Genomic DNA, 19,910 nt, shown 5'->3' with positions numbered 1-19,910 from the left:
TAAGTCACGCGACTAATCAAATTAAAGGCGGTGCTTTTGCACCGCCTTTTTTTGTGTCTTCAATCTGGAAAAAGACCACACGCTATCCGGTCCTTATGCGGGAGCGGATAACGCGAAATGATCTGGCGAATTGTGCCTAGTCGATCCAGCCTTGCAGGTTTTCCTCGATCACGTTCGACAGCGCTTTGATGTGCAGTTCGTCGTCGTTCAGGCAAGGGATATAGTGAAACTCCTCACCGCCTGCGTGCTCAAAGCTTTCTTTGATCTCTTCGTTGATTTCTTCGAGCGTTTCGATGCAATCGGCGGAAAACGCAGGCGCGCAAACGGCGATCTTTTTGTTGCCAGCCTCGGCCTGACGCGCGACTTCTTCCACGGTATAGGGCTGCAACCATTCCTCGGGGCCAAACTTCGACTGAAAGGTCGTCATGATCTGGGTGTCGTCCCAGCCCAACCGTTCCTTTAGCAAGCGCGTCGTTTTCTGGCACTGGCAGTGATAGGGGTCACCCTCCATCAAATAGCGTTGCGGCACACCGTGATAGGAACACAGCAGCTTGTCCGGTTTGGTCTCCATTTTCGCATAGGCCTGCTCGATCGAGGAGGCCAGTGCTTCGATGTAATCAGGGCGGTCGAAATAGGGTTGCACGGTGCGCGCGGCCGGTTGCCATTTTTCCTTGGCCAAAGCGGCAAAGAACGCATCATTTGCGGTGGCAGATGTGGCCCCAGCGTAATGCGGGTACAGCGGAAAAAACAGGATTTTCTGACAGCCTGCTTCGACCATCGCTTTGACCTTGGATTCCGTCGACGGGTTGCCATAACGCATGCAGAAATCGACCATAACTGCGTCACCATACCGCGCCTGCATCGTCTCTTTGATCTTGGCTGTTTGCGCTTTGGTGATGGTCATCAACGGGCTTTCGCCGTCTTTTTCGTTCCAGATCGACTTGTACGCAGCACCGCTGGTAAAGGGGCGTTTGGTCAAAATGACCAGCTGCAACAGCGGTTGCCACAGCCACGGGCTGTAATCGATGACGCGGCGATCCGACAGGAATTCCCCTAGATAACGGCGCATTGACCAGTAATCGTAATTATCTGGCGTACCAAGGTTGGCCAACAGAATGCCCACTTTGGGTGTCGGGATCTTGGGGTGATCCGGCTGGGCATGAACTGGGCAGGTCTTGGTCATTGGTGTATCCTTTTCGGGTGATTAGCCGTGAGATAGACGGTTTGTCTGATAGGTCAATCGGTCAGCGGCGTTTCAGCAGTGGCAAGCGCATCGGCAAGTCGCTGTTGCGCTGATCCGGGGCGCAGCGGTTTGGGCTGGCTGTCAGACGGTGCCCACCCCGCCAGAAAGATCATTTCGAAGGTTGCCGTGATGCGGCCCGTATCGGTGGCAAAGTTGTCTTGGTAAAGCTGCCCTGCGGCGTTGAACACCGCACGGCGTGTGGGCTTGCGCAGGCGCGATTGCATGGCGTTTGCCTCGCCCATGGAACGCAGGTCGCGCATCAGGTGCCAGATGTCGCGATATTCGGTCCTCAGCGTGACGGAATCAGCGACAGGCAGGGCAAGGCCCGCGCGTTGCAGCAGACCCCCGATATCACGCAGTTCGGCCATGGGTGCCACGCGGGGGGATAATCCGCCGGTTATCTGTGCCTCGGCCTGCGCCAGACAGGCGCGCAGTTCATTCAGGGTTTGACCACCAAAGCTGACCGATAGAAAAAGCCCGTCGGGCTCAAGCGCGCGACGCGATTGGATGATCTGGCCAACGGGGTCATTTGCCCAGTGCAGGCCCAGCCCGTGCACCACCAGATCATGCGCAGTTTGGTCCAGCAGCAGGGTGTCCGTGTCCGCCACGACCGGCGCAGATGGGTATAGATCGCCCCAGACCTGCGGAAATCCGGTGACAATCGCCGGTTTGTTAAACGTCCTGTTAACCAAGCTTAGCCGATCCTCGACCTCGTCCAGGGCGGCGCGGTGCAGGAATAATCCATCATCGCTGGCACGACTGCGACTGCGGGATAGGGCGGAGATGTCCGTGAGGATGTTTTGTGCGTTCATGCAAGGAATAATAAGGTCATGCTGCCCCAGTTACAAACCGCTGTTGGTCTGATTTATCCACCTGCCTGTCTGTGTTGCGGCGGGGCGGTCGATGCGCATGCTGGCCTGTGCGGCCCATGTTGGCGCGATACGGCCTTTGTTGGTGGTGTGATATGCGACAGCTGCGGTATCCCATTGCCCGGCGGTAACGCGGGTGAGGTGGCGCATTGCGACAGTTGCCTTGCCCATCCGCCGCCTTGGGTACAGGGCCGTTCGGCGCTGCTATACGCGAATATGGGCCGCAAGATGGTTCTGGCGCTCAAACACGGCGACCGACAGGAAATCGCAAAACCTGCCGCGGTCTGGATGGCCCGCGTTTTGGGGGGCAGATTACCCGCTGATACGTTGATTGCGCCTGTGCCCCTGCATTGGCAGCGGTTGATTAAGCGACGTTATAATCAATCTGCCCTGCTGGGGCGGGCGTTGGCCTTGGAAACAGGGTTGGATTGGTGCCCCGATCTGCTGCAACGGGTGCGTAGAACCGAGTCGTTAGAAGGCAAAACCCGCCATGAGAGGTTCGAGATTCTAGAGAACGCGATTTGCGCCCATCCAAAGCGGCGGCATCTGATGCGGGGGCGGCCCGTGTTGATTGTCGACGATGTTATGACCTCTGGCGCGACGTTATTTGCGGCGGCACGGGCCTGTATTGACGCTGGCGCAGGTCCGATACGCGTCGTTACACTGGCAAGAGTGGCCAAAGACACCTAAGTCTGTGTTCAACTGATTTGCTGAAAAGGACACAGCTATGAAACCCGTTGAGATTTACACCTCGCCGCTGTGCGGATTTTGCCACGCGGCCAAGCGGCTGCTGAATGAAAAAGGTGTCAGCTTTGCCGAGGTGGACGTTCTGGCCCAGCCAGAGCGTAAGGCCGAAATGATGCAGCGTGCCAATGGTGGGCGCACCGTGCCGCAGATTTTCATCGGCGACACCCATGTTGGCGGATGTGACGAATTGTACGCGCTGGAACGCGCGGGCAAGCTGGACGCGTTGTTGGCCGCCTGATGAAAGCCGCCCTGATCCAGCTGAATGTCACGGATGATCCGGCCCGCAATCTGGCGGGCACGGTCGAAATGGTGCGGGATGCAGCGGATCAGGGCGCGCAGTTCGTTCTGACGCCCGAGGTCACCAATTGCGTATCAACCAGCCGCGACCATCAACGCGCCGTGCTGACGCATGAGGCAGATGATATAACCCTAGCCGCGCTGCGCGATGTGGCGCGGGACAAGGGTATTTGGCTGTTGATCGGGTCGCTGGGCCTTAAGACGGATGATGCCGATGGCCGCTTTGCCAATCGGTCTTTCATGATTGACCCCAAGGGGCAGATTGTGGCCCGTTATGATAAAATCCATATGTTCGACGTGGATATCGATGCCAGCGAAAGCTACCGCGAATCAGCCGGGTACCGTCCGGGGGATCGGGCGGTTGTGGCTGATACCGACTTTGCCCGCGTCGGGATGACCATCTGCTATGACATGCGGTTTCCGATGCTCTATCAGGCGTTGGCCAATGCGGGCGCAGATATTCTGACGATGCCAGCCGCGTTTTCGCCCGTCACGGGTGCCGCGCATTGGCATACATTGCTGCGCGCACGAGCGATTGAGACTGGATGCTTTGTCTTGGCCCCTGCGCAAACGGGCGAACATCTAAGCGAGACCAACAAAACGCGGTCTACCTATGGCCATTCGCTGGCGGTCGCCCCTTGGGGAGAGGTGATCTTGGATGCTGGCGAAGCACCGGGGATTTATCCGTTTGAATTGGACATGACCCGCCTTGCCGATGCGCGTGCCCGCGTGCCAAGCCTTGCCAACCGCCGTGAATTTCAGGCACCTTAGTTAACGTATGAGTGAAAACCGAAATTCATTGGCGATTACATTGATCAGCGAGCTGTTGTCCGCCGATCAACGCATGCGCAACCGCCTGACGCGGGTACTGCCCAAGGGCATGGAAATCTCGCATTTTTCGGTGCTGAATAACCTTGCGTGGCACGATGGTGAGAAAACACCGGCGCAACTGGCCGAAACGTTCAATGTCACACGCGGTGCCATGACCAACACGCTGAACAAGCTGCTATGGGCGGGGTATGTTCACATCAGGCCCGATTGGGATGATGCCCGCCGCAAGATGGTGGCGATCAGCCCCGCTGGACGGAACGCCCGTGATGATGCAATCCGCTCGATCACGCCGCTGATCAACGATGTGGCGGATGAATTGGGCGAGGATCAGGTGCGCGCCACCCTTGAAACGCTGCGCGCCTTGCGCAGACATTCCGAGGATTAAGCAGGCTTTGTGCTGGCGGTGACGTAATTCACGCTAAGGTCGCGATCAGACAGACGCCACGACCATGTGATCGGATTGAACACAAAGCCCTTGCGATCCACTGGTGTCAGCCCCGCGTTGCGCAGTAGATCGAACAATTCATCGGGGGTGATGAATTTTGACCAGTCATGCGTGCCCTTTGGCAGCCAACGCATCACATGTTCCGCCCCGACAATCGCCATCATAAACGACTTTGGATTGCGGTTCAGGGTCGAACAAATTTGCAAACCACCGGGTTTCAGCAATTGGCGACAGGCGATCAGGTAGTCGATGGGGGAGGCAACGTGTTCCACCACCTCCATATTCAAAACCACATCAAACTGTTCGCCCGCTTCGGCCATCGCTTCGGCTGTGGTGTGGCGATAATCGATGGTCAGGCCGGATTGTTCGGCATGAACCTGCGCCACGGGAATGTTCCCTGCGGCTGCATCAGCGCCGACAACTTCGGCCCCGAGCCGCGCCATGGGTTCAGACAGCAACCCGCCCCCGCAGCCGATATCGAGAATACGCAGCCCCTTGAACGGCAGCGGCGTTTTCAAATCGCGGTCAAATTCACCTGCAATCTGGTTGGCGATATAATCCAACCGGCAGGGGTTCAGCATGTGAAGGGGTTTGAATTTGCCATTCTCGTCCCACCATTCGGCGGCCATGGCCTGAAACTTTTCAATCTCGGCGGGGTCAACGGTGCTTAGTGGCGCTTGCATTCTGATCTCTCTGTGCTCTTTTAGGTCCAAAGACTATATAGGCCTGTAATGGACAAAATCCCGGACCAAAAGCGCGCAGTTCAATATCTTTATCCGCCTGTTGATCCGTTTGATCAGCAGATGATGGACGTGGGCGATGGTCATACCGTGTATTTCGAGCAATGCGGGAACCCCGATGGTATCCCCGTTGTGGTGCTGCATGGTGGCCCTGGTGGCGGATGCAGCCCGTCGATGCGGCGCTATTTCAACCCCCGGCAATATCGGGTGATTCTATTTGATCAGCGCGGCTGCGGACGGTCCAAGCCGTTTGCGTCGGTGACAAATAATACCACTTGGGATCTGGTCGCTGATATTGAACGTATCCGCTTGGCGCTGGGCATCGACAAATGGATCGCCTTTGGCGGCAGCTGGGGCGCGACGCTGGCGTTGATTTATGCGCAGGCCCATCCTGACCGTGTGCGCAATATCGTGTTGCGCGGTGTTTTCACCATGACCCAAGCCGAGCTGGATTGGTTCTATGGCGGCGGTGCGGGGAAATTCTGGCCGGATTTATGGGCGCGCTTTGTCGACCTGATCCCGCAGGATGAACGCGACGATCTGATCGCAGCCTATCACCGGCGGCTGTTCAGCGGCGATATGCCGACCGAGATTAAATACGGCAAGGCATGGGCTGCGTGGGAAAATGCGCTGGCGTCGATCCATTCGTCGGGCGGCAGCCACGAAGGGCCGGGGGAATATTCGCGCACGTTTTCGCGGCTGGAAAATCACTATTTCACCAATGCCGGTTTTCTTGAGTTTGACGGGCAGATTATCGCGCATATGCCACGGATTGCGCATATTCCCGGTGTGATCGTTCAGGGGCGCTATGATATGATTTGCCCGCCGACCAGCGCCTATCAAGTTGCGCAGGCTTGGCCGAATGCCGAACTAAAGATGGTGCGCAACGCCGGTCATGCCTTGTCAGAGCCGGGGATCAGTGCAGAACTGGTGCGCACAATGGACAGGATTGCCACCCTATGACCAAAACCCGTTCCTTGATGGATCGCCGTGCGCTGTTTGCCACGGGTGCTGCCGCAGCTTTGCTGGCGGCAACGGGTGTGTCTGCCGCTGCCTTGCCAAAGCAGGGCGGGCGGTTGCGCATGGCGCTGTCGGGTGCATTGCGCAGTGACAGTTGGGTGAATGGCGATGGCCTGTTCATGAAGGTCGCGCGCCAAGGGTTGATTTATGACACCCTGACCGAGGTCGCGGCCGACGGCACCTTGCGTGGCGAATTGGCGACCGATTGGCAGGGATCAGACGATGGCCGGATGTGGATATTTGATCTGCGTCAGGATGTGTCCTTTCATGACGGGCAGCCCATGACGGCAAGGGATGTTGCCGCGTCCTTGCAAGTTGGCGGGCGGATCGAGGTTCTGACGGACCATCAATTATGTATCGCCCTTGATCAGCCTGCGATGGATTTACCTTTTACACTTGCGGGGCCCGGTTATGTTATCCGGCCCCTGCATGACGCTGATCTGGGGATTGGCACGGGCCTTTATCGTTTGAAGCGGTTCACGCCAGGCCAGCAGCTTTTGGCCGAACGCGTGACAGATCACTACAAAGGCAACACCGCCGGGTGGTTCGACGCGGTTGAACTGGTTTCGATCCCGTCTGATGCGGTGCGCGCACAGGCGTTGGCCGAATATCTGGTCGACGCGGCGGATCTGGAGGATGCGGGTTTGCTTCACGGGTTTGATGATATCGCCCCGCTGCCGTTTGCGCGTGGCGTGACCCATGCGGTGTCTCGCAGCGTTGCGATGCCTGTCAGAACTGGCCAGCACCGCCCCCTAGACAACCTACGCGCGGCTGAACGCTGGTGGTTCGCCTAACGGGGCTTGCAGTTTCGCGGATCAAGGCGTATATCCCATCGTAACAGCGGCGCATTCGGGTCCACACCAGATGCTCCACCGATCTTGAACACGGGCCGCGCGCCCGTTTTTTTATGCCTGCTGAAAATTGCAGGATGATAAGAGAGACTATGAACAACGACCTGATTGCCAAAGCCGCCATTGACCGCCGCATGGCCGAGATCATCACACCGGTGATCGAGGATATGGGGTTTGAACTGGTACGCGTCCGCCTGATGTCGGGAAAGCAGACCACGTTGCAGATTATGGCCGACCGCCCCGATGGCGGGATCGAAGTTGATGAACTGGCTTTGGTAAGCCAGGCCGTCAGCGCCGTGCTGGACGTAGAAGACCCGATCATCGAAGAATACACGCTGGAAGTTTCCAGCCCCGGTATTGACCGGCCTCTGACGCGTCTCAAGGATTTCGACATGTTCGAAGGCTATGAGGCCAAGATTGAAACCGGTGATCTGATTGATGGCCGCCGCCGCTTTAAGGGTGCGCTGGCCGGGATCGACGGGGACGAAGTTCTGATCAACGTCGAAGAGGGCACGATTGGCCTGAAATTCGACTGGCTTACGGACGCGAAACTGGTCCTGACCGACGATCTGATCAAAGAAATGCTGCGCCAACGCAAGGCGTCGGGCGCAATTGACGAAACCAAATTCGATGACATCGAGACCGAAGGGTCCACCGAGGGAGACGACTAAATGGCCATTACATCTGCCAACCAGCTGGAACTGCTGCAAACCGCCGAGGCTGTTGCCCGCGAAAAGATGATCGACCCCAATCTGGTGGTTGAAGCGATGGAAGAATCGCTCGCCCGGGCGGCAAAATCCCGCTACGGCGCTGAGATGGACATTCGCGTGGCGATTGACCGCAAGACAGGTCGCGCAACATTCACCCGCGTGCGCACCGTTGTGGCCGATGACGAGCTTGAGAACTATCAGGCCGAGTTCACGGTCGAGCAAGCCAAGCAGTACATGGACAACCCAGAAGTGGGTCAGGAATTCAGCGAAGAAGTGCCGCCAGTTGAAATGGGCCGCATTGCCGCACAATCCGCCAAGCAAGTGATCCTGCAAAAGGTGCGCGAAGCCGAGCGTGACCGCCAGTACGAAGAATTCAAAGACCGCGCAGGCACAATCATCAACGGTCTGGTCAAGCGCGAGGAATACGGCAACGTTATCGTCGATGTGGGCGCTGGCGAAGCGATCCTGCGTCGCAACGAGAAAATCGGCCGCGAATCCTATCGCCCGAACGACCGTATCCGCGTTTACATCAAGGATGTGCGCCGCGAACAGCGTGGCCCGCAAATCTTCCTGAGCCGTACCGCGCCAGAATTCATGGCCGAGTTGTTCAAGATGGAAGTGCCAGAAATCTATGATGGCATCATCGAGATCAAAGCCGTTGCCCGTGACCCCGGTTCGCGCGCCAAGATCGCCGTGATCTCTTATGACAACTCCATCGATCCTGTCGGTGCTTGTGTTGGTATGCGCGGCAGCCGTGTTCAGGCCGTCGTGAACGAGCTTCAGGGCGAGAAAATCGACATTATTCCTTGGAACGAAGACCAGCCAACATTCTTGGTGAACGCGCTTCAGCCTGCTGAAGTATCCAAGGTTGTTCTGGACGAAGAAGCCGGCAAAATCGAAGTTGTCGTGCCAGAAGAGCAGCTGAGCCTTGCGATTGGCCGTCGTGGTCAAAACGTGCGTCTGGCCTCGCAGCTGACCGGTCTGGATATCGACATCATGACAGAAGAGCAGGAAAGCGCGCGCCGTCAGGCCGAGTTTGAACTGCGCACCAAACTGTTCATGGACAACCTTGATCTGGACGAATTCTTTGCTCAGTTGCTGGTTTCCGAAGGGTTCACCAACCTTGAAGAAGTCGCCTATGTCGAAGTTGACGAACTGCTCGTGATCGACGGTGTTGACGAAGCAACCGCTGGCGAATTGCAGGCCCGTGCCCGTGATGTGCTGGAAGCGCAAAACAAAGCGGCGCTGGATGCAGCCCGTGCGTTGGGTGTGGACGACACGCTTATTGAATTCGAAGGTCTGACACCCCAAATGATTGAGGCGTTGGCAAAAGACGATGTGAAAACGCTGGAAGACTTTGCAACATGCGCAGACTGGGAGCTGGCCGGCGGCTGGACCACAGTTGATGGCGTGCGGACCAAAGACGACGGCACGTTGGAACCGTTTGACATGTCGCTGGAAGAAGCGCAGCACCTGATCATGACAGCCCGCGTATTGTTGGGTTGGGTTGACCCGGCCGAGCTGGAAGAAGCCGAAGTCGAAGAAGACATTGACGGCGCAGAAGACGAGGAGGCCGAGGCCTGATCGCAGGGCCTTGGAGAACGATATGGTGCGTGGTGGCGTTTCTAAAGATCGAGAAGACGGTCCTGAGCGGAAATGCATCGCCACGGGCGAAGTGCAGCCTAAAAACGGGCTGATCCGTTTCGTCGTCGGCCCTGACATGCAGGTTTTCCCGGATATTCTGGGGAAACTTCCCGGTCGGGGTATGTATGTGGCGGCAGATCGCGACGCCTTGTTGCTGGCCGTAAAGAAAGGCCTGTTTTCCCGCGCGGCTAAACAGGCTGTTAAGGTTGATGAAGGATTGGTAGACGAGGTTGAAAAGCAACTTGTCCGCCGAGTGGTCGACCTGATTTCGCTGCAACGCAAGGCTGGCAAAGCCGTTGCGGGATACGAAAAGGTCAAAAGCTGGCTGCAGATGGAAGAAGCCGAAGTTCTGATCCAAGCAGTTGATGGATCCGGTCGCGGTAAGTCGAAATTAAGCACGCCGCACTTTGGCCATTACATTGGTTGGCTGACGGCAGACGAATTGGGTTTGGCATTCGGTCGCCAAACTGTGATACATGGGGCGCTCGCCTCTGGTGGACTCACCTCTCGTGTTGTAGAGGAGGCCCAACGGCTAAGAGGCGTACGCATAAACGAGGGTGGCAACGGTCACCCGAAAGGATAGACGAGCTAGATGAGCGATAGTGACGGCAAAAAGACATTGGGCCTGCGTGGCGCGCCTGCGCGCCCGGGTAACGTAAAGCAAAGCTTTAGCCACGGGCGTACCAAAAACGTCGTGGTCGAGACCAAGCGCAAGCGCGTTGTGGTGCCAAAACCTGTGGGTGCCAAAACCGGCACGGGGACAAACCCGTCTCTTGGGGATCCCAAGAAACGCCCGGCAGGTATCACAGATTCCGAAATGGAACGCCGCCTGAAGGCTGTTCAAGCTGCCCGCGCCCGCGAGACGGAAGAAGCGGAAGCACGTGCATCTGAAGAAAAAGCGCGCGCCGAAGACCGCGAGCGCCGTCGTGCCGAGATCGATGCCAAAGAGGCGGAAGAGCGCGAGCGCGAGGAAAGCCTGAAGGCGAAAGCCGAAGAGGATGCGCGCCGCAAGCAAGAAGCCGAAGCAGCAGCCGTTGCAGCGGCAGCCCCTGCGCCCGCAGCACAGCCTGCATCGGCCAAGATGCCGAACACCAAAGGTGGCGCACCAGCCCCCGTGGTTCGCAAAAAAGAAGGCGACCGCGAGGAAACCAACAAGCGCAACAAGGGCAACGACGATCGTCGCTCTGGTAAGCTGACAGTTAGCCAAGCGTTGACAGGTGGCGAAGGCGGCCGTCAGCGTTCAATGGCGCAGATGAAGCGCAAGCAAGAACGTCAGCGTCAAAAGGCGATGGGCGGCACGGTTGAGCGCGAAAAGGTCGTGCGCAACGTGAACCTGCCCCCGGCGATTGTTGTCTCCGAGCTGGCAAACCGCATGGCGGAACGTGTTGGTGCTGTTGTTAAGGCGCTGATGAACAACGGCATGATGGTGACACAGAATGAAACGATTGATGCCGATACCGCGGAACTGATCATCGAAGAATTCGGCCACAAAGTGGTTCGCGTTTCCGATGCTGACGTCGAAGACGTGATCAAAGAAGAGATGGATGACCCGAAAGATCTGGTCACACGTCCTCCGGTTATCACGATCATGGGTCACGTTGACCACGGTAAGACATCGTTGCTGGATGCGATCCGCAAAGCCAAGGTTCAGTCCGGCGAAGCGGGCGGTATCACGCAGCACATCGGTGCCTATCAGGTGACAACCGACAACGGTCAGGCGCTTACCTTCCTCGACACACCCGGCCACGCCGCGTTTACGTCGATGCGGTCGCGCGGTGCGCAAGTGACGGACATTGTTGTGCTGGTTGTTGCGGCGGATGACGCTGTGATGCCTCAAACGATCGAAGCGATTAACCACGCCAAAGCGGCCAAAGTGCCGATGATCGTGGCGATCAACAAGATCGACAAATACGAAGCCAACCCTGACAAAGTGCGCACCGATCTGCTGCAGCACGAAGTCATCGTTGAAAAGATGTCTGGTGAAGTTCAGGACGTCGAGGTTTCCGCCACAACAGGTCAGGGCCTTGATGAGCTGCTTGAGGCGATTTCGCTGCAAGCGGAACTGCTGGAACTGAAAGCGAACCCAAATCGCGCCGCCGTTGGTGCCGTGATCGAAGCGCAGCTTGATGTGGGCCGTGGTCCTGTGGCGACTGTTCTGATTCAGAACGGCACGCTGCGCCAAGGCGACATTTTCGTTGTAGGTGAGCAGTACGGTAAGGTTCGTGCGCTGATCAACGATCAGGGCGAACGCGTCAAAGAAGCCGGCCCATCTGTCCCGGTTGAGGTTCTTGGCCTTAACGGTACACCTGGCGCGGGCGACGTTTTGAACGTGACCGACACCGAAGCACAGGCACGCGAAATCGCTGAATACCGCGAGAAAGCTGCCAAAGACAAACGTGCTGCGGCGGGTGCTGCAACGACGCTGGAACAGTTGATGGCGAATGCCAAAGCTGATGCAGATGTGTCCGAGCTGCCATTGCTGATCAAAGCCGACGTTCAAGGTTCTGCCGAGGCGATCCTTCAGGCGATGGAAAAAATTGGCAACGACGAAGTCCGCGTACGGGTTCTGCATTCGGGTGTTGGTGCGATCACCGATACTGATGTTGGTCTGGCCGAAGCATCGAACGCGCCAATCATTGGTTTCAACGTACGTGCCAATTCATCGGCCCGCGCGACTGCAAACCAAAAAGGCGTCGAGATCCGCTATTACTCGGTCATCTACGACATGGTTGACGACGTAAAAGCCGCGGCCAGTGGCCTGCTGAGCAACGAAATCCGCGAACACTTTATCGGCTATGCGTCGATCAAAGAGGTGTTCAAGGTGACCGGTGTTGGCAAGGTTGCAGGTTGTTTGGTTACCGAAGGCAAGGCAAGCCGCGCCGCTGGTGTACGTTTGCTGCGCGACGACGTTGTGATCCACGAGGGCACGTTGAAAACGCTCAAGCGCTTCAAGGACGAAGTTGCCGAAGTACCGTCCGGCCAGGAATGTGGTATGGCGTTCGAGAACTACGAAGACATCCGCGCAGGCGATGTGATCGAAATCTTCACCCGTGAAGAAGTTGTGCGTACGCTCGACTAATCCGCGTCGAGATCAGGAATTGAGAGAAGCCCGGCTGAAATGTCGGGCTTCTGTCGTTTCAAACCTTTGGTTTTCTTCAACAAAGCTAAGCCGTTGAATGTCGAATGACGTGGGCGATATATCTATCACGTTGAAATCATTCGGCTCCCCGCGCAGGCGGGTCGATAGGGTTGTGCCTGCGTGCAGCTGCACGGCGCTGTGTGTGCCAGACGTCACTTTGAAATTCTCGGCGTGCCATGCGTGCAGATGGCCGGATAAAATCATGTCGGCACCACCAGACAGCAGTTGATCCAACGCCTGCTTGGCCCCGCGCGCGGGTTTCTTTTTGGTCTGTACCGGATGTTCAAGCGGATGATGCATGACGATGATCCGCGCCTTGTGTTTGGGTGTGCGTTCCATGGCAGCGCAAGCATGCCTTAGCCGCCGCGCTGACAGGCGGCCCGCCTGCCATGCGAAGCGATCGACGGAATTGATCCCGATGACGACCACATCATCGGTTTCAAATTGCGGAGTCAGGTCGGCATTGATCCACCGTTTATAGCGCCGAAATGGTGCCAAAAACCGGGTGATGGGCCGGTGCAGCGGGATATCATGATTGCCAGGTACGGTTAATGTGGGTGCGGAAATCTTGCCTATGAACTGTTTCGCATCTTCAAACTGATGGTGGCGCGCGCGCTGTGTCAGATCACCCGATATCACCACCAAATCAGCCTTTAGCCCGTTCACGCTGTCGCGCAACGGGTCAAGGAGATCGGGACGGTCTCGACCAAAGTGTAGGTCAGAGAGGTGGATTACCCTGCTCATCTTACCGCCGTTTCTGACCCGGCAGGCACAATCAACGTCAGCGCATTGCGCTGCATGCGCAGTTTGAACGGCCCCTTCATGCGCGACAGCTCACCGTCGCAGGCAACGGGCCGCGCGCGGTTGCGCAGGTCGAGATCAATTTGGTTTCCGCAGTGCATTTCATAATCCGTCTGAGGCTTTGCGATACCCAGGGCCAATGATGCCGCGTGTTTGAACAGTTTCCAACGGTTTGTGTCCGGCGCGATTAGCAGCACCATACCGCCATTTTCGATACATTCTTCGCCATTCAGCCCCATTTCCCTAAGCTGGAACGCGTTGGTGATGGCGAAAACAAGGGACGTGCGGTGTTTGAAGGACTTGCCATCGACGGTGATGGTCAGCTTTAGCGGTGACCGAAAGCGCGCCAATGCCTTGGCGACGGACCAATAGGCCGCAATTCTGCTGCGCCCCCATTTTTCATACACCCCCTCGCGGGTTTGAAGGATCGCCGGATAGGCACCGATGCTGGCGTTGTTCAGGTACACCCTGTCATTGATCATAGCGATGTCCGTGTCACGGGTCAGACCGGCGGCGATCACATCTACGGCCTCATCGACCGTTTCCGGGATGTTCAGCGACCGCGCGAAATAGTTGAAAGTGCCCGAGGGGATAATCCCCATCTGATTGGATAGACCATGCAGGCCCGCCGCCACACCGCAGATGGTGCCATCGCCACCAGCGGCGATAATCGCCGTGTTAGGGTCTGATTGTGCTGTATCTTTGGCGACCTTTGTCAGATCGCTGTTCGGTTCAAAGGCTACAAACTTGGTTTTGATACCGTGGTGCTTGAACCGATCTTCAATCGATGTCTTGAGGGTTTGGCCGTCTTTACGGCCAGACCCACTGTTTAGGATAATCGTTACGTTGTCGGGTTTCATTTTGAACCTGTTGATGTGCTTCGGCTTTAACGCGCAGCGCCATCAAATAGTTCAAAGTTTCGTGGACCCGCTTAGTTTTTAGCGGCGATCGGCTTGCCGACGTAAACGTCATTATCAACTTTTACCGACACACGGCCATCAGGCATGTCGCAGACGTAAATGCCTTGAACTGACACAGTCGACCCGATTGTAATTGTGCGAAGCATTCCAATTCCCCCCAGAAGTGTTAACCTTTTCACTTATAAGTGGAATGATTAACCTGTCTAGAAAAAAATCACGAGTTAGGGCGAAAGTTGATCAAAAAGATCAACTTTTTAAGGGTCAAAGCCAGTCGCGAAGAATGGGGATTAGGGGTACGTCTGCCGCAGGCATTGGGTAGTCTTTGAGGGCATTTGCACGGACCCACGTTAACCTTTGCCCCTCGCGGCCTTGGGGCGTGCCTTCCCACTTGCGGCAAGCGAAAAGAGGCATCAGCAGGTGGAAATCGTCATAGCTGTGGCTGGCAAAGGTTAACGGGGCGAGGCAAGATGCCCATGTGTCAATTCCCAGCTCTTCTTGGAGTTCACGGATCAGGGCAACCTCGGGGGTTTCGCCTGTTTCGACCTTGCCGCCGGGGAATTCCCATAGACCGGCCATAGATTTTCCGGCCGGGCGCTGCGCCAACAGCACGCGCCCATCCACGTCAATCAGGGCGACAGCCGAAACCAATACCGTCTTCACGAACGGTAATCCGCGTTAATCTCGATATAGCCGTGGGTCAGATCGCAGGTCCAAACCGTTGCTTTACCGTCACCTAGGCCCAAATCGACGCCGATCACGATGTTCTGGCCCTTCATATGGGCGGCGGCGGCTTCTTCTGAATAGGTTGGGCTGCGCCAGCCGTCTTTGGCCACTTCGATATCACCGAAACGGATCGACAGGCGGTCACGGTCGGCGGCGGCACCGGATTTGCCAATGGCCATCACAACGCGGCCCCAGTTCGGGTCCTGACCCGCAATTGCGGTTTTGATCAGCGGGGAATTGGCAATCGCCATGGCGTGGGTTTTGGCGTCTTCGTCCGTTGCCGCACCGGTGATCGCGATTTCGACGAACTTGGTCGCACCTTCACCGTCTTGAACGACCTGATGCGCAAGGTTCAGCATCAGATCATGCAGGGCGTCCGAAAACGCTTTGCTGTCGCTGGCATCAACGCCGGACGCACCGGTTGCGGCCAGGATCAGGCTGTCAGAGGTCGACGTATCGCTGTCGACGGTGATGCAGTTGAACGTTGTATCGGTGTGTTTGGACAGCATTTCCTGAAGCGCGGGTTGGCTGACCACCGCGTCGGTAAAGATATAAACCAGCATGGTGGCCATATCCGGCGCAATCATACCAGAACCCTTGGCAATCCCCGCAATAGAGACTGTCTTAGACCCTATCGTGACCTTTGCACTGGCCCCTTTTGGGAAGGTATCGGTGGTCATGATCGCCTTGGCGGCATCGGCGATACCATCGTCGGCAAGCTTGGCCTTGAGGTCGGATAGCACGGCGGTCACCCGATCATGGGGCAGGGGTTCACCGATCACGCCGGTGGAGGAGGTGAACACCCGCGATTGCGGGATGTCACATACGTCAGCGACCGCTTTTGTGATCGCTTCGACAGCAGTAACCCCGCCTTTGCCGGTAAAGGCATTGGCGTTGCCCGAATTCACCAAAATGGCAGCACCGGCATCCGAGGTGCCGCCGATCTTGGCCTGACAATCCAACACCGGTGCCGCGCGTGTTGCGGATTTGGTAAAGGTGCCGGCAATGGTTGACCCCGGTGCCAGCTCGGCCAGCATCACATCGGTGCGCCCCTGATACCGGACACCAGCGGCGATTGTCGCAAAGCGCACCCCGTCAATGACAGGAAGATCGGGGAATTGCGCAGGTGCGAGGGGGGAAACAGCAGTGACCTTGCCCATCTTGAGTTACTCCAGCAAGCCAAGGTTGGTCAGGATTGCGGGATCGATCCCTTCGGCGGCGGCGCGATCAACATCAGCGGCGGCCGTGATCTCTTCGATCGATTGTTGCACGCGGATCTGACGGATTTGGGTTTCAAGCTCGGCTTTTACGGTTTCCAGCGCAGGCGCGTCTTTCAGGCGTTTGTCGGTCAATTTGATAACGTGCCAGCCGAACTGGGTTTGAACTGGTTCGGAAACTGCGCCGACATCTAGCGCGACCACAGCCGTTTCAAATTCCGGGACCATCATGCCGGGGCCAAACCAACCCAAGCTGCCGCCATTGGGGCCGGACGGGCCTGTTGATTTCTCTTTTGCGACCTCGGCAAAATCGGCACCTGCTTCGACTTCGGCGATAATGGCTTGGGCTTCTTCCTCGGTTTCGACCAGAATATGCGCAGCGTTGAATTCATCCGTAGGTCCGGCAGAACCGTATGTTTCTTCATAGGCCTCGTTCAGGGCCTCTTCGGTCACTTCGGCGGCCATGTTTTTTTCGATCACTTCACCGGCAACCAGTTGGCGGCGCTCGTTTTCGATTGACATGGTCACACGTGCGGGTAGTTGCCCCTCAAAGCTTTGGGCGAGCGCGGTTTGTTGCACCAGCTGGTCAAGAATACCCTTAAACAACACCTCGGGTGGAAGCTGCTGATACTGCTCGGGCAGGGTGGCGCGGGCAATGATCATGTGGCCAAGGGTAATATCCGTGCCATTGACCGTTGCGACGACTGTATCGGCTTTGACCTCGTCTTGTGCTGCGACGGGCAGGGCAAGCGATGCGGCAACGAAAAGAGGGGCCAAGAAAGTGAGGGTTTTCTGCATGTATCTGTCCTAGGTTTGGCCGCCACGGGGGGCTGCACATTGACACGGTTTGGTACGGCCCTTACATCGCCCTATGGGCGCGGCTTTGGCGCTGGTTCAGCCATGTATCTAGGGGTTGTCCGGCGGCTCGGCAAGCAGATCAGCGCTATAGATCATAACTTCGGCAGGAGATTACATGCTGGGCATCGGAACACTCGCCAAAAAAGTCTTTGGGACACCCAACGACCGCAAAATCAAGGCGACCCGCCCGCTGGTTGAGCAAATCAACGCGCTGGAAGATCAATTTCTTGCTTTGACCGAGGAAGGTCTGAAAGAGAAAACAGAAGAGCTGCGCAAGCGGGCGTTGGATGGCGAAAGCCTGGACGACCTGCTGCCCGAAGCTTTTGCCAACTGTCGCGAGGGCGCGCGCCGCACCTTGGGCTTGCGGGCGTTCGATACACAGTTGATGTCGGCGATTTTCCTGCATCAGGGCAATATCTCTGAGCAGAAGACCGGTGAAGGTAAAACGCTGACCGCGACGTTGGCCGCTTATTTGAACGCGCTCACCGGCAAGGGCGTGCATATTGTTACGGTGAACGAATATCTGGTGCAGCGCGATGCTGACTGGATGGGCAAGGTGTTTGGATCGCTGGGTCTGACGACCGGTGCTGCCGTGTCGAACATGACCGAGGAAGACAAGCGCGCTGCTTATAACTGCGATGTCACCTATGCCACGAATAACGAGCTGGGCTTTGATTATCTTCGCGACAACATGAAATCTGAGCTGAGCCAGATTTTCCAACGTCACCATAACTTTGCGATTGTGGATGAGGTCGACAGCATTCTGATCGACGAAGCGCGTACACCGTTGATTATCTCTGGCCCGTCGCAAGACCGCTCCGAGATGTATAAAATCGTCGATGACGTGATCCCGCTGCTGCAAGAAGACCACTACGAGCTGGACGAAAAGACCCGCAACGTGACCTTTACCGATGAGGGGAACGAATTCCTTGAGGCCGAGCTGCATAAACGCGGCCTGCTTGAGGAAGGTCTGACCATGTATGACCCCGAAAGCACGTCGATTGTGCACCACGTGAACCAAGGTTTGCGCGCGCATAAGCTATTCCAGCGGGACAAAGATTATATCGTGCGTGATGGCGAAATCATGCTGATCGACGAATTCACTGGCCGCATGATGTCTGGGCGCCGTCTGTCTGACGGCCTGCACCAAGCGATCGAAGCCAAGGAAAACGTTGATATCAAGCCAGAGAACGTGACGCTGGCATCTGTGACATTCCAGAATTACTTCCGTTTGTATGACAAGCTGGCCGGGATGACCGGTACTGCCGAAACCGAAGCCGAAGAGTTTATGGAAATCTACGGTCTGGGTGTTGTTGTCGTTCCTACGAACGTGCCCGTCGCCCGTATTGACGAGGACGACCAAGTTTACCGTTCCGCGCTTGAGAAATATCAGGCGATGATTGAAGAGGTGAAGGTCGCTCATGCCAAGGGCCAGCCTTGCTTGGTCGGGACGACGTCTATCGAGAAATCCGAGATGCTAAGCCAGATGCTGACGGAAGCCGGCATTCCGCATAATGTTCTGAACGCACGCCAGCACGAGCAAGAGGCCCAGATTGTTGCAGATGCGGGCAAGTTTGGTGCTGTGACCATCGCGACCAACATGGCCGGTCGCGGGACCGATATTCAGCTGGGCGGCAACGTCGAATTGAAAGTGCTGGAAGCGCTTGATGCAGACCCCGATGCCGATCCGGTTGCCGTTCGTACCAAGATCGAAGCAGAGCACGCCGATGAAAAGCAAAAAGTGATCGAGGCTGGCGGTCTGTATGTTCTGGCGTCCGAACGCCACGAAAGCCGCCGCATTGATAACCAGTTGCGCGGTCGGTCTGGCCGTCAGGGTGACCCCGGGCGTTCGTCTTTCTATCTGTCGCTAGAAGACGATTTGATGCGTATTTTCGGGTCAGAACGGCTTGAGAAAGTGCTGACAACCTTGGGCCTCAAAGAGGGCGAGGCGATCATTCACCCATGGGTCAACAAGTCGCTTGAGCGCGCGCAGGCCAAGGTCGAAGGCCGTAACTTTGACATTCGCAAGCAGCTGTTGAAGTTCGATGACGTGATGAACGAGCAGCGCAAAGTTGTGTTTGGCCAGCGTCGCGACATTATGGAAGCGGCGGACCTGTCCGAGATTACGTCGGACATGCGCGAACAGGTTATCGACGACCTAATTGACCAGTACATGCCCCCGAAAACCTATGCGGATCAATGGGATACAGCGGGTTTCCAACAAGCCGTTCTGGAACAGCTGAACATTGATCTGCCTGTTGCCGCATGGTGCGAGGAAGAGGGCGTGGATGACGAAGTGATCCGCGAACGCCTGACTGAGGCCTGCGAAGAGCAGATGGCGAAAAAGGCCGAACAGTTCGGTGCCGAGAACATGCGCAACATCGAAAAGCAGGTTCTTTTGCAAGCGATCGATGCGAAATGGCGCGACCATTTGCTGACGCTAGAGCATTTGCGGTCGGTCGTTGGTTTCCGCGGCTATGCACAACGCGATCCGTTGAATGAATATAAAAACGAATCCTTTCAGTTGTTTGAATCAATGCTCGACAGTTTGCGGACTGATGTTACCCAAAAGCTGGGTCAGATACGGCCAATGACCGAAGAAGAACAGCGCGAGATGGTCGCCCAGATGCAGGCAAGCCAAGCCCCTGCTGCGGCACCGGCTGTTGAAAATGAAGCCGCTATAGAGGGTTTCAAAGAGGATGATCCGACGACTTGGGGTAATCCATCGCGCAATGATCCATGCCCCTGTGGGTCGGGTAAAAAGTTCAAGCATTGCCATGGCCGTGTCGTCTGACACCTAGCCTGAGATTAGAATGAAACGCGCGTCTTGCTTTGCAGGGCGCGCGTTTGGTTAA

At 56.7% G+C, this 19,910-nt stretch carries 20 protein-coding genes; 11 read left to right on the top strand and 9 right to left on the bottom strand.

Annotated elements, in window-relative coordinates:
- Positions 1–136: 136 nt before the first annotated feature.
- On the bottom strand, positions 137–1,183 hold the full coding sequence (gene hemH, locus AADJ11_RS01400; RefSeq protein ID WP_341232774.1) for a ferrochelatase: 1,047 nt from the start codon (positions 1,181–1,183) through the stop codon (positions 137–139).
- Between the two features lie 53 nt (positions 1,184–1,236).
- Positions 1,237–2,055, bottom strand: a complete 819-nt coding sequence (locus AADJ11_RS01395; RefSeq protein WP_341232773.1) for an SAM-dependent methyltransferase — start codon at positions 2,053–2,055, stop codon at positions 1,237–1,239.
- A gap of 18 nt (positions 2,056–2,073) precedes the next feature.
- On the opposite strand from AADJ11_RS01395, the gene AADJ11_RS01390 reads away from it, so the two are divergent.
- The 4 genes from AADJ11_RS01390 to AADJ11_RS01375 are packed head-to-tail and all read left to right on the top strand — an operon-like array spanning position 2,074 to position 4,372.
- A complete protein-coding gene (locus AADJ11_RS01390; protein ID WP_341232772.1) occupies positions 2,074–2,802 on the top strand; it encodes a ComF family protein in 729 nt (242 codons plus the stop codon).
- Positions 2,803–2,839: 37 nt separating this feature from the next.
- On the top strand, positions 2,840–3,097 hold the full coding sequence (gene grxC, locus AADJ11_RS01385; protein ID WP_093916313.1) for a glutaredoxin 3: 258 nt from the start codon (positions 2,840–2,842) through the stop codon (positions 3,095–3,097).
- A complete protein-coding gene (locus tag AADJ11_RS01380) occupies positions 3,097–3,927 on the top strand; it encodes a carbon-nitrogen hydrolase family protein (RefSeq protein ID WP_341232771.1) in 831 nt (276 codons plus the stop codon). The genes grxC and AADJ11_RS01380 overlap by 1 nt, the downstream gene beginning before the upstream one ends.
- A 7-nt stretch (positions 3,928–3,934) precedes the next feature.
- Positions 3,935–4,372, top strand: coding sequence for a MarR family winged helix-turn-helix transcriptional regulator (locus AADJ11_RS01375; RefSeq protein ID WP_093916315.1), 438 nt, complete (start codon positions 3,935–3,937; stop codon positions 4,370–4,372).
- Here AADJ11_RS01375 and ubiG read toward each other — a convergent pair.
- Positions 4,369–5,115, bottom strand: coding sequence for a bifunctional 2-polyprenyl-6-hydroxyphenol methylase/3-demethylubiquinol 3-O-methyltransferase UbiG (gene ubiG, locus AADJ11_RS01370; protein ID WP_341232770.1), 747 nt, complete (start codon positions 5,113–5,115; stop codon positions 4,369–4,371). The two genes, AADJ11_RS01375 and ubiG, sit on opposite strands and share 4 nt — an antisense overlap.
- 48 nt (positions 5,116–5,163) lie before the next feature.
- Between ubiG and pip the strand changes: the two genes are divergently transcribed.
- The 6 genes from pip (at position 5,164) to infB (ending at position 12,476) form a co-directional block, all read left to right on the top strand.
- Complete coding sequence (gene pip / locus AADJ11_RS01365; RefSeq protein ID WP_341232769.1) at positions 5,164–6,135, top strand: prolyl aminopeptidase; 972 nt, start codon at positions 5,164–5,166, stop codon at positions 6,133–6,135.
- Entirely contained in the window at positions 6,132–6,986 is an 855-nt protein-coding gene (locus AADJ11_RS01360; RefSeq protein WP_341232768.1) for an ABC transporter substrate-binding protein, read from the top strand. Before pip ends, AADJ11_RS01360 begins: the two co-directional genes overlap by 4 nt.
- Before the next feature lie 149 nt (positions 6,987–7,135).
- Positions 7,136–7,714, top strand: a complete 579-nt coding sequence (gene rimP / locus AADJ11_RS01355; RefSeq protein WP_341232767.1) for a ribosome maturation factor RimP — start codon at positions 7,136–7,138, stop codon at positions 7,712–7,714.
- On the top strand, positions 7,715–9,337 hold the full coding sequence (nusA, locus tag AADJ11_RS01350; RefSeq protein ID WP_341232766.1) for a transcription termination factor NusA: 1,623 nt from the start codon (positions 7,715–7,717) through the stop codon (positions 9,335–9,337).
- 22 nt (positions 9,338–9,359) lie between these two features.
- Positions 9,360–9,980 carry an RNA-binding protein gene (locus AADJ11_RS01345; RefSeq protein WP_341232765.1) on the top strand — a complete coding sequence of 207 codons (621 nt, stop codon included), beginning with the start codon at positions 9,360–9,362 and terminating at the stop codon, positions 9,978–9,980.
- A gap of 9 nt (positions 9,981–9,989) precedes the next feature.
- Positions 9,990–12,476: a translation initiation factor IF-2 gene (gene infB / locus AADJ11_RS01340; RefSeq protein WP_341232764.1), complete on the top strand. Its 2,487-nt coding sequence runs from the start codon at positions 9,990–9,992 to the stop codon at positions 12,474–12,476.
- 12 nt (positions 12,477–12,488) lie between these two features.
- Here infB and AADJ11_RS01335 read toward each other — a convergent pair whose 3' ends face one another.
- The 6 genes from AADJ11_RS01335 to AADJ11_RS01310 all read right to left on the bottom strand — a co-directional run bounded on the left by AADJ11_RS01335 (position 12,489) and on the right by AADJ11_RS01310 (position 16,995).
- The gene (locus AADJ11_RS01335) at positions 12,489–13,280 is read right to left on the bottom strand and encodes a metallophosphoesterase (RefSeq protein WP_341232763.1); all 792 of its coding nucleotides are present in this window, start codon (positions 13,278–13,280) and stop codon (positions 12,489–12,491) included.
- Positions 13,277–14,197, bottom strand: a complete 921-nt coding sequence (locus AADJ11_RS01330; protein WP_341232762.1) for a diacylglycerol kinase family protein — start codon at positions 14,195–14,197, stop codon at positions 13,277–13,279. The genes AADJ11_RS01335 and AADJ11_RS01330 overlap by 4 nt, the downstream gene beginning before the upstream one ends.
- 71 nt (positions 14,198–14,268) lie before the next feature.
- A complete protein-coding gene (locus tag AADJ11_RS01325; protein ID WP_341232761.1) occupies positions 14,269–14,403 on the bottom strand; it encodes a hypothetical protein in 135 nt (44 codons plus the stop codon).
- Between the two features lie 115 nt (positions 14,404–14,518).
- Positions 14,519–14,917 (bottom strand): 8-oxo-dGTP diphosphatase MutT, encoded by a 399-nt coding sequence (gene mutT / locus AADJ11_RS01320; protein WP_341232760.1) that lies wholly within the window; start codon positions 14,915–14,917, stop codon positions 14,519–14,521.
- Entirely contained in the window at positions 14,914–16,140 is a 1,227-nt protein-coding gene (argJ, locus tag AADJ11_RS01315; RefSeq protein ID WP_341232759.1) for a bifunctional glutamate N-acetyltransferase/amino-acid acetyltransferase ArgJ, read from the bottom strand. Before argJ ends, mutT begins: the two co-directional genes overlap by 4 nt.
- A 6-nt stretch (positions 16,141–16,146) precedes the next feature.
- The gene (locus tag AADJ11_RS01310; protein WP_341232758.1) at positions 16,147–16,995 is read right to left on the bottom strand and encodes a peptidylprolyl isomerase; all 849 of its coding nucleotides are present in this window, start codon (positions 16,993–16,995) and stop codon (positions 16,147–16,149) included.
- Between the two features lie 175 nt (positions 16,996–17,170).
- Here AADJ11_RS01310 and secA point away from each other — a divergent pair, with 175 nt between their 5' ends.
- Positions 17,171–19,849, top strand: a complete 2,679-nt coding sequence (secA, locus tag AADJ11_RS01305) for a preprotein translocase subunit SecA (protein ID WP_341232757.1) — start codon at positions 17,171–17,173, stop codon at positions 19,847–19,849.
- Positions 19,850–19,910 lie beyond the last annotated feature (61 nt).

It is taken from the genome of uncultured Sulfitobacter sp. (assembly GCF_964021855.1).
GTDB lineage: Bacteria > Pseudomonadota > Alphaproteobacteria > Rhodobacterales > Rhodobacteraceae > Sulfitobacter.
This window is presented reverse-complemented; position numbering and strand designations above follow the sequence as displayed.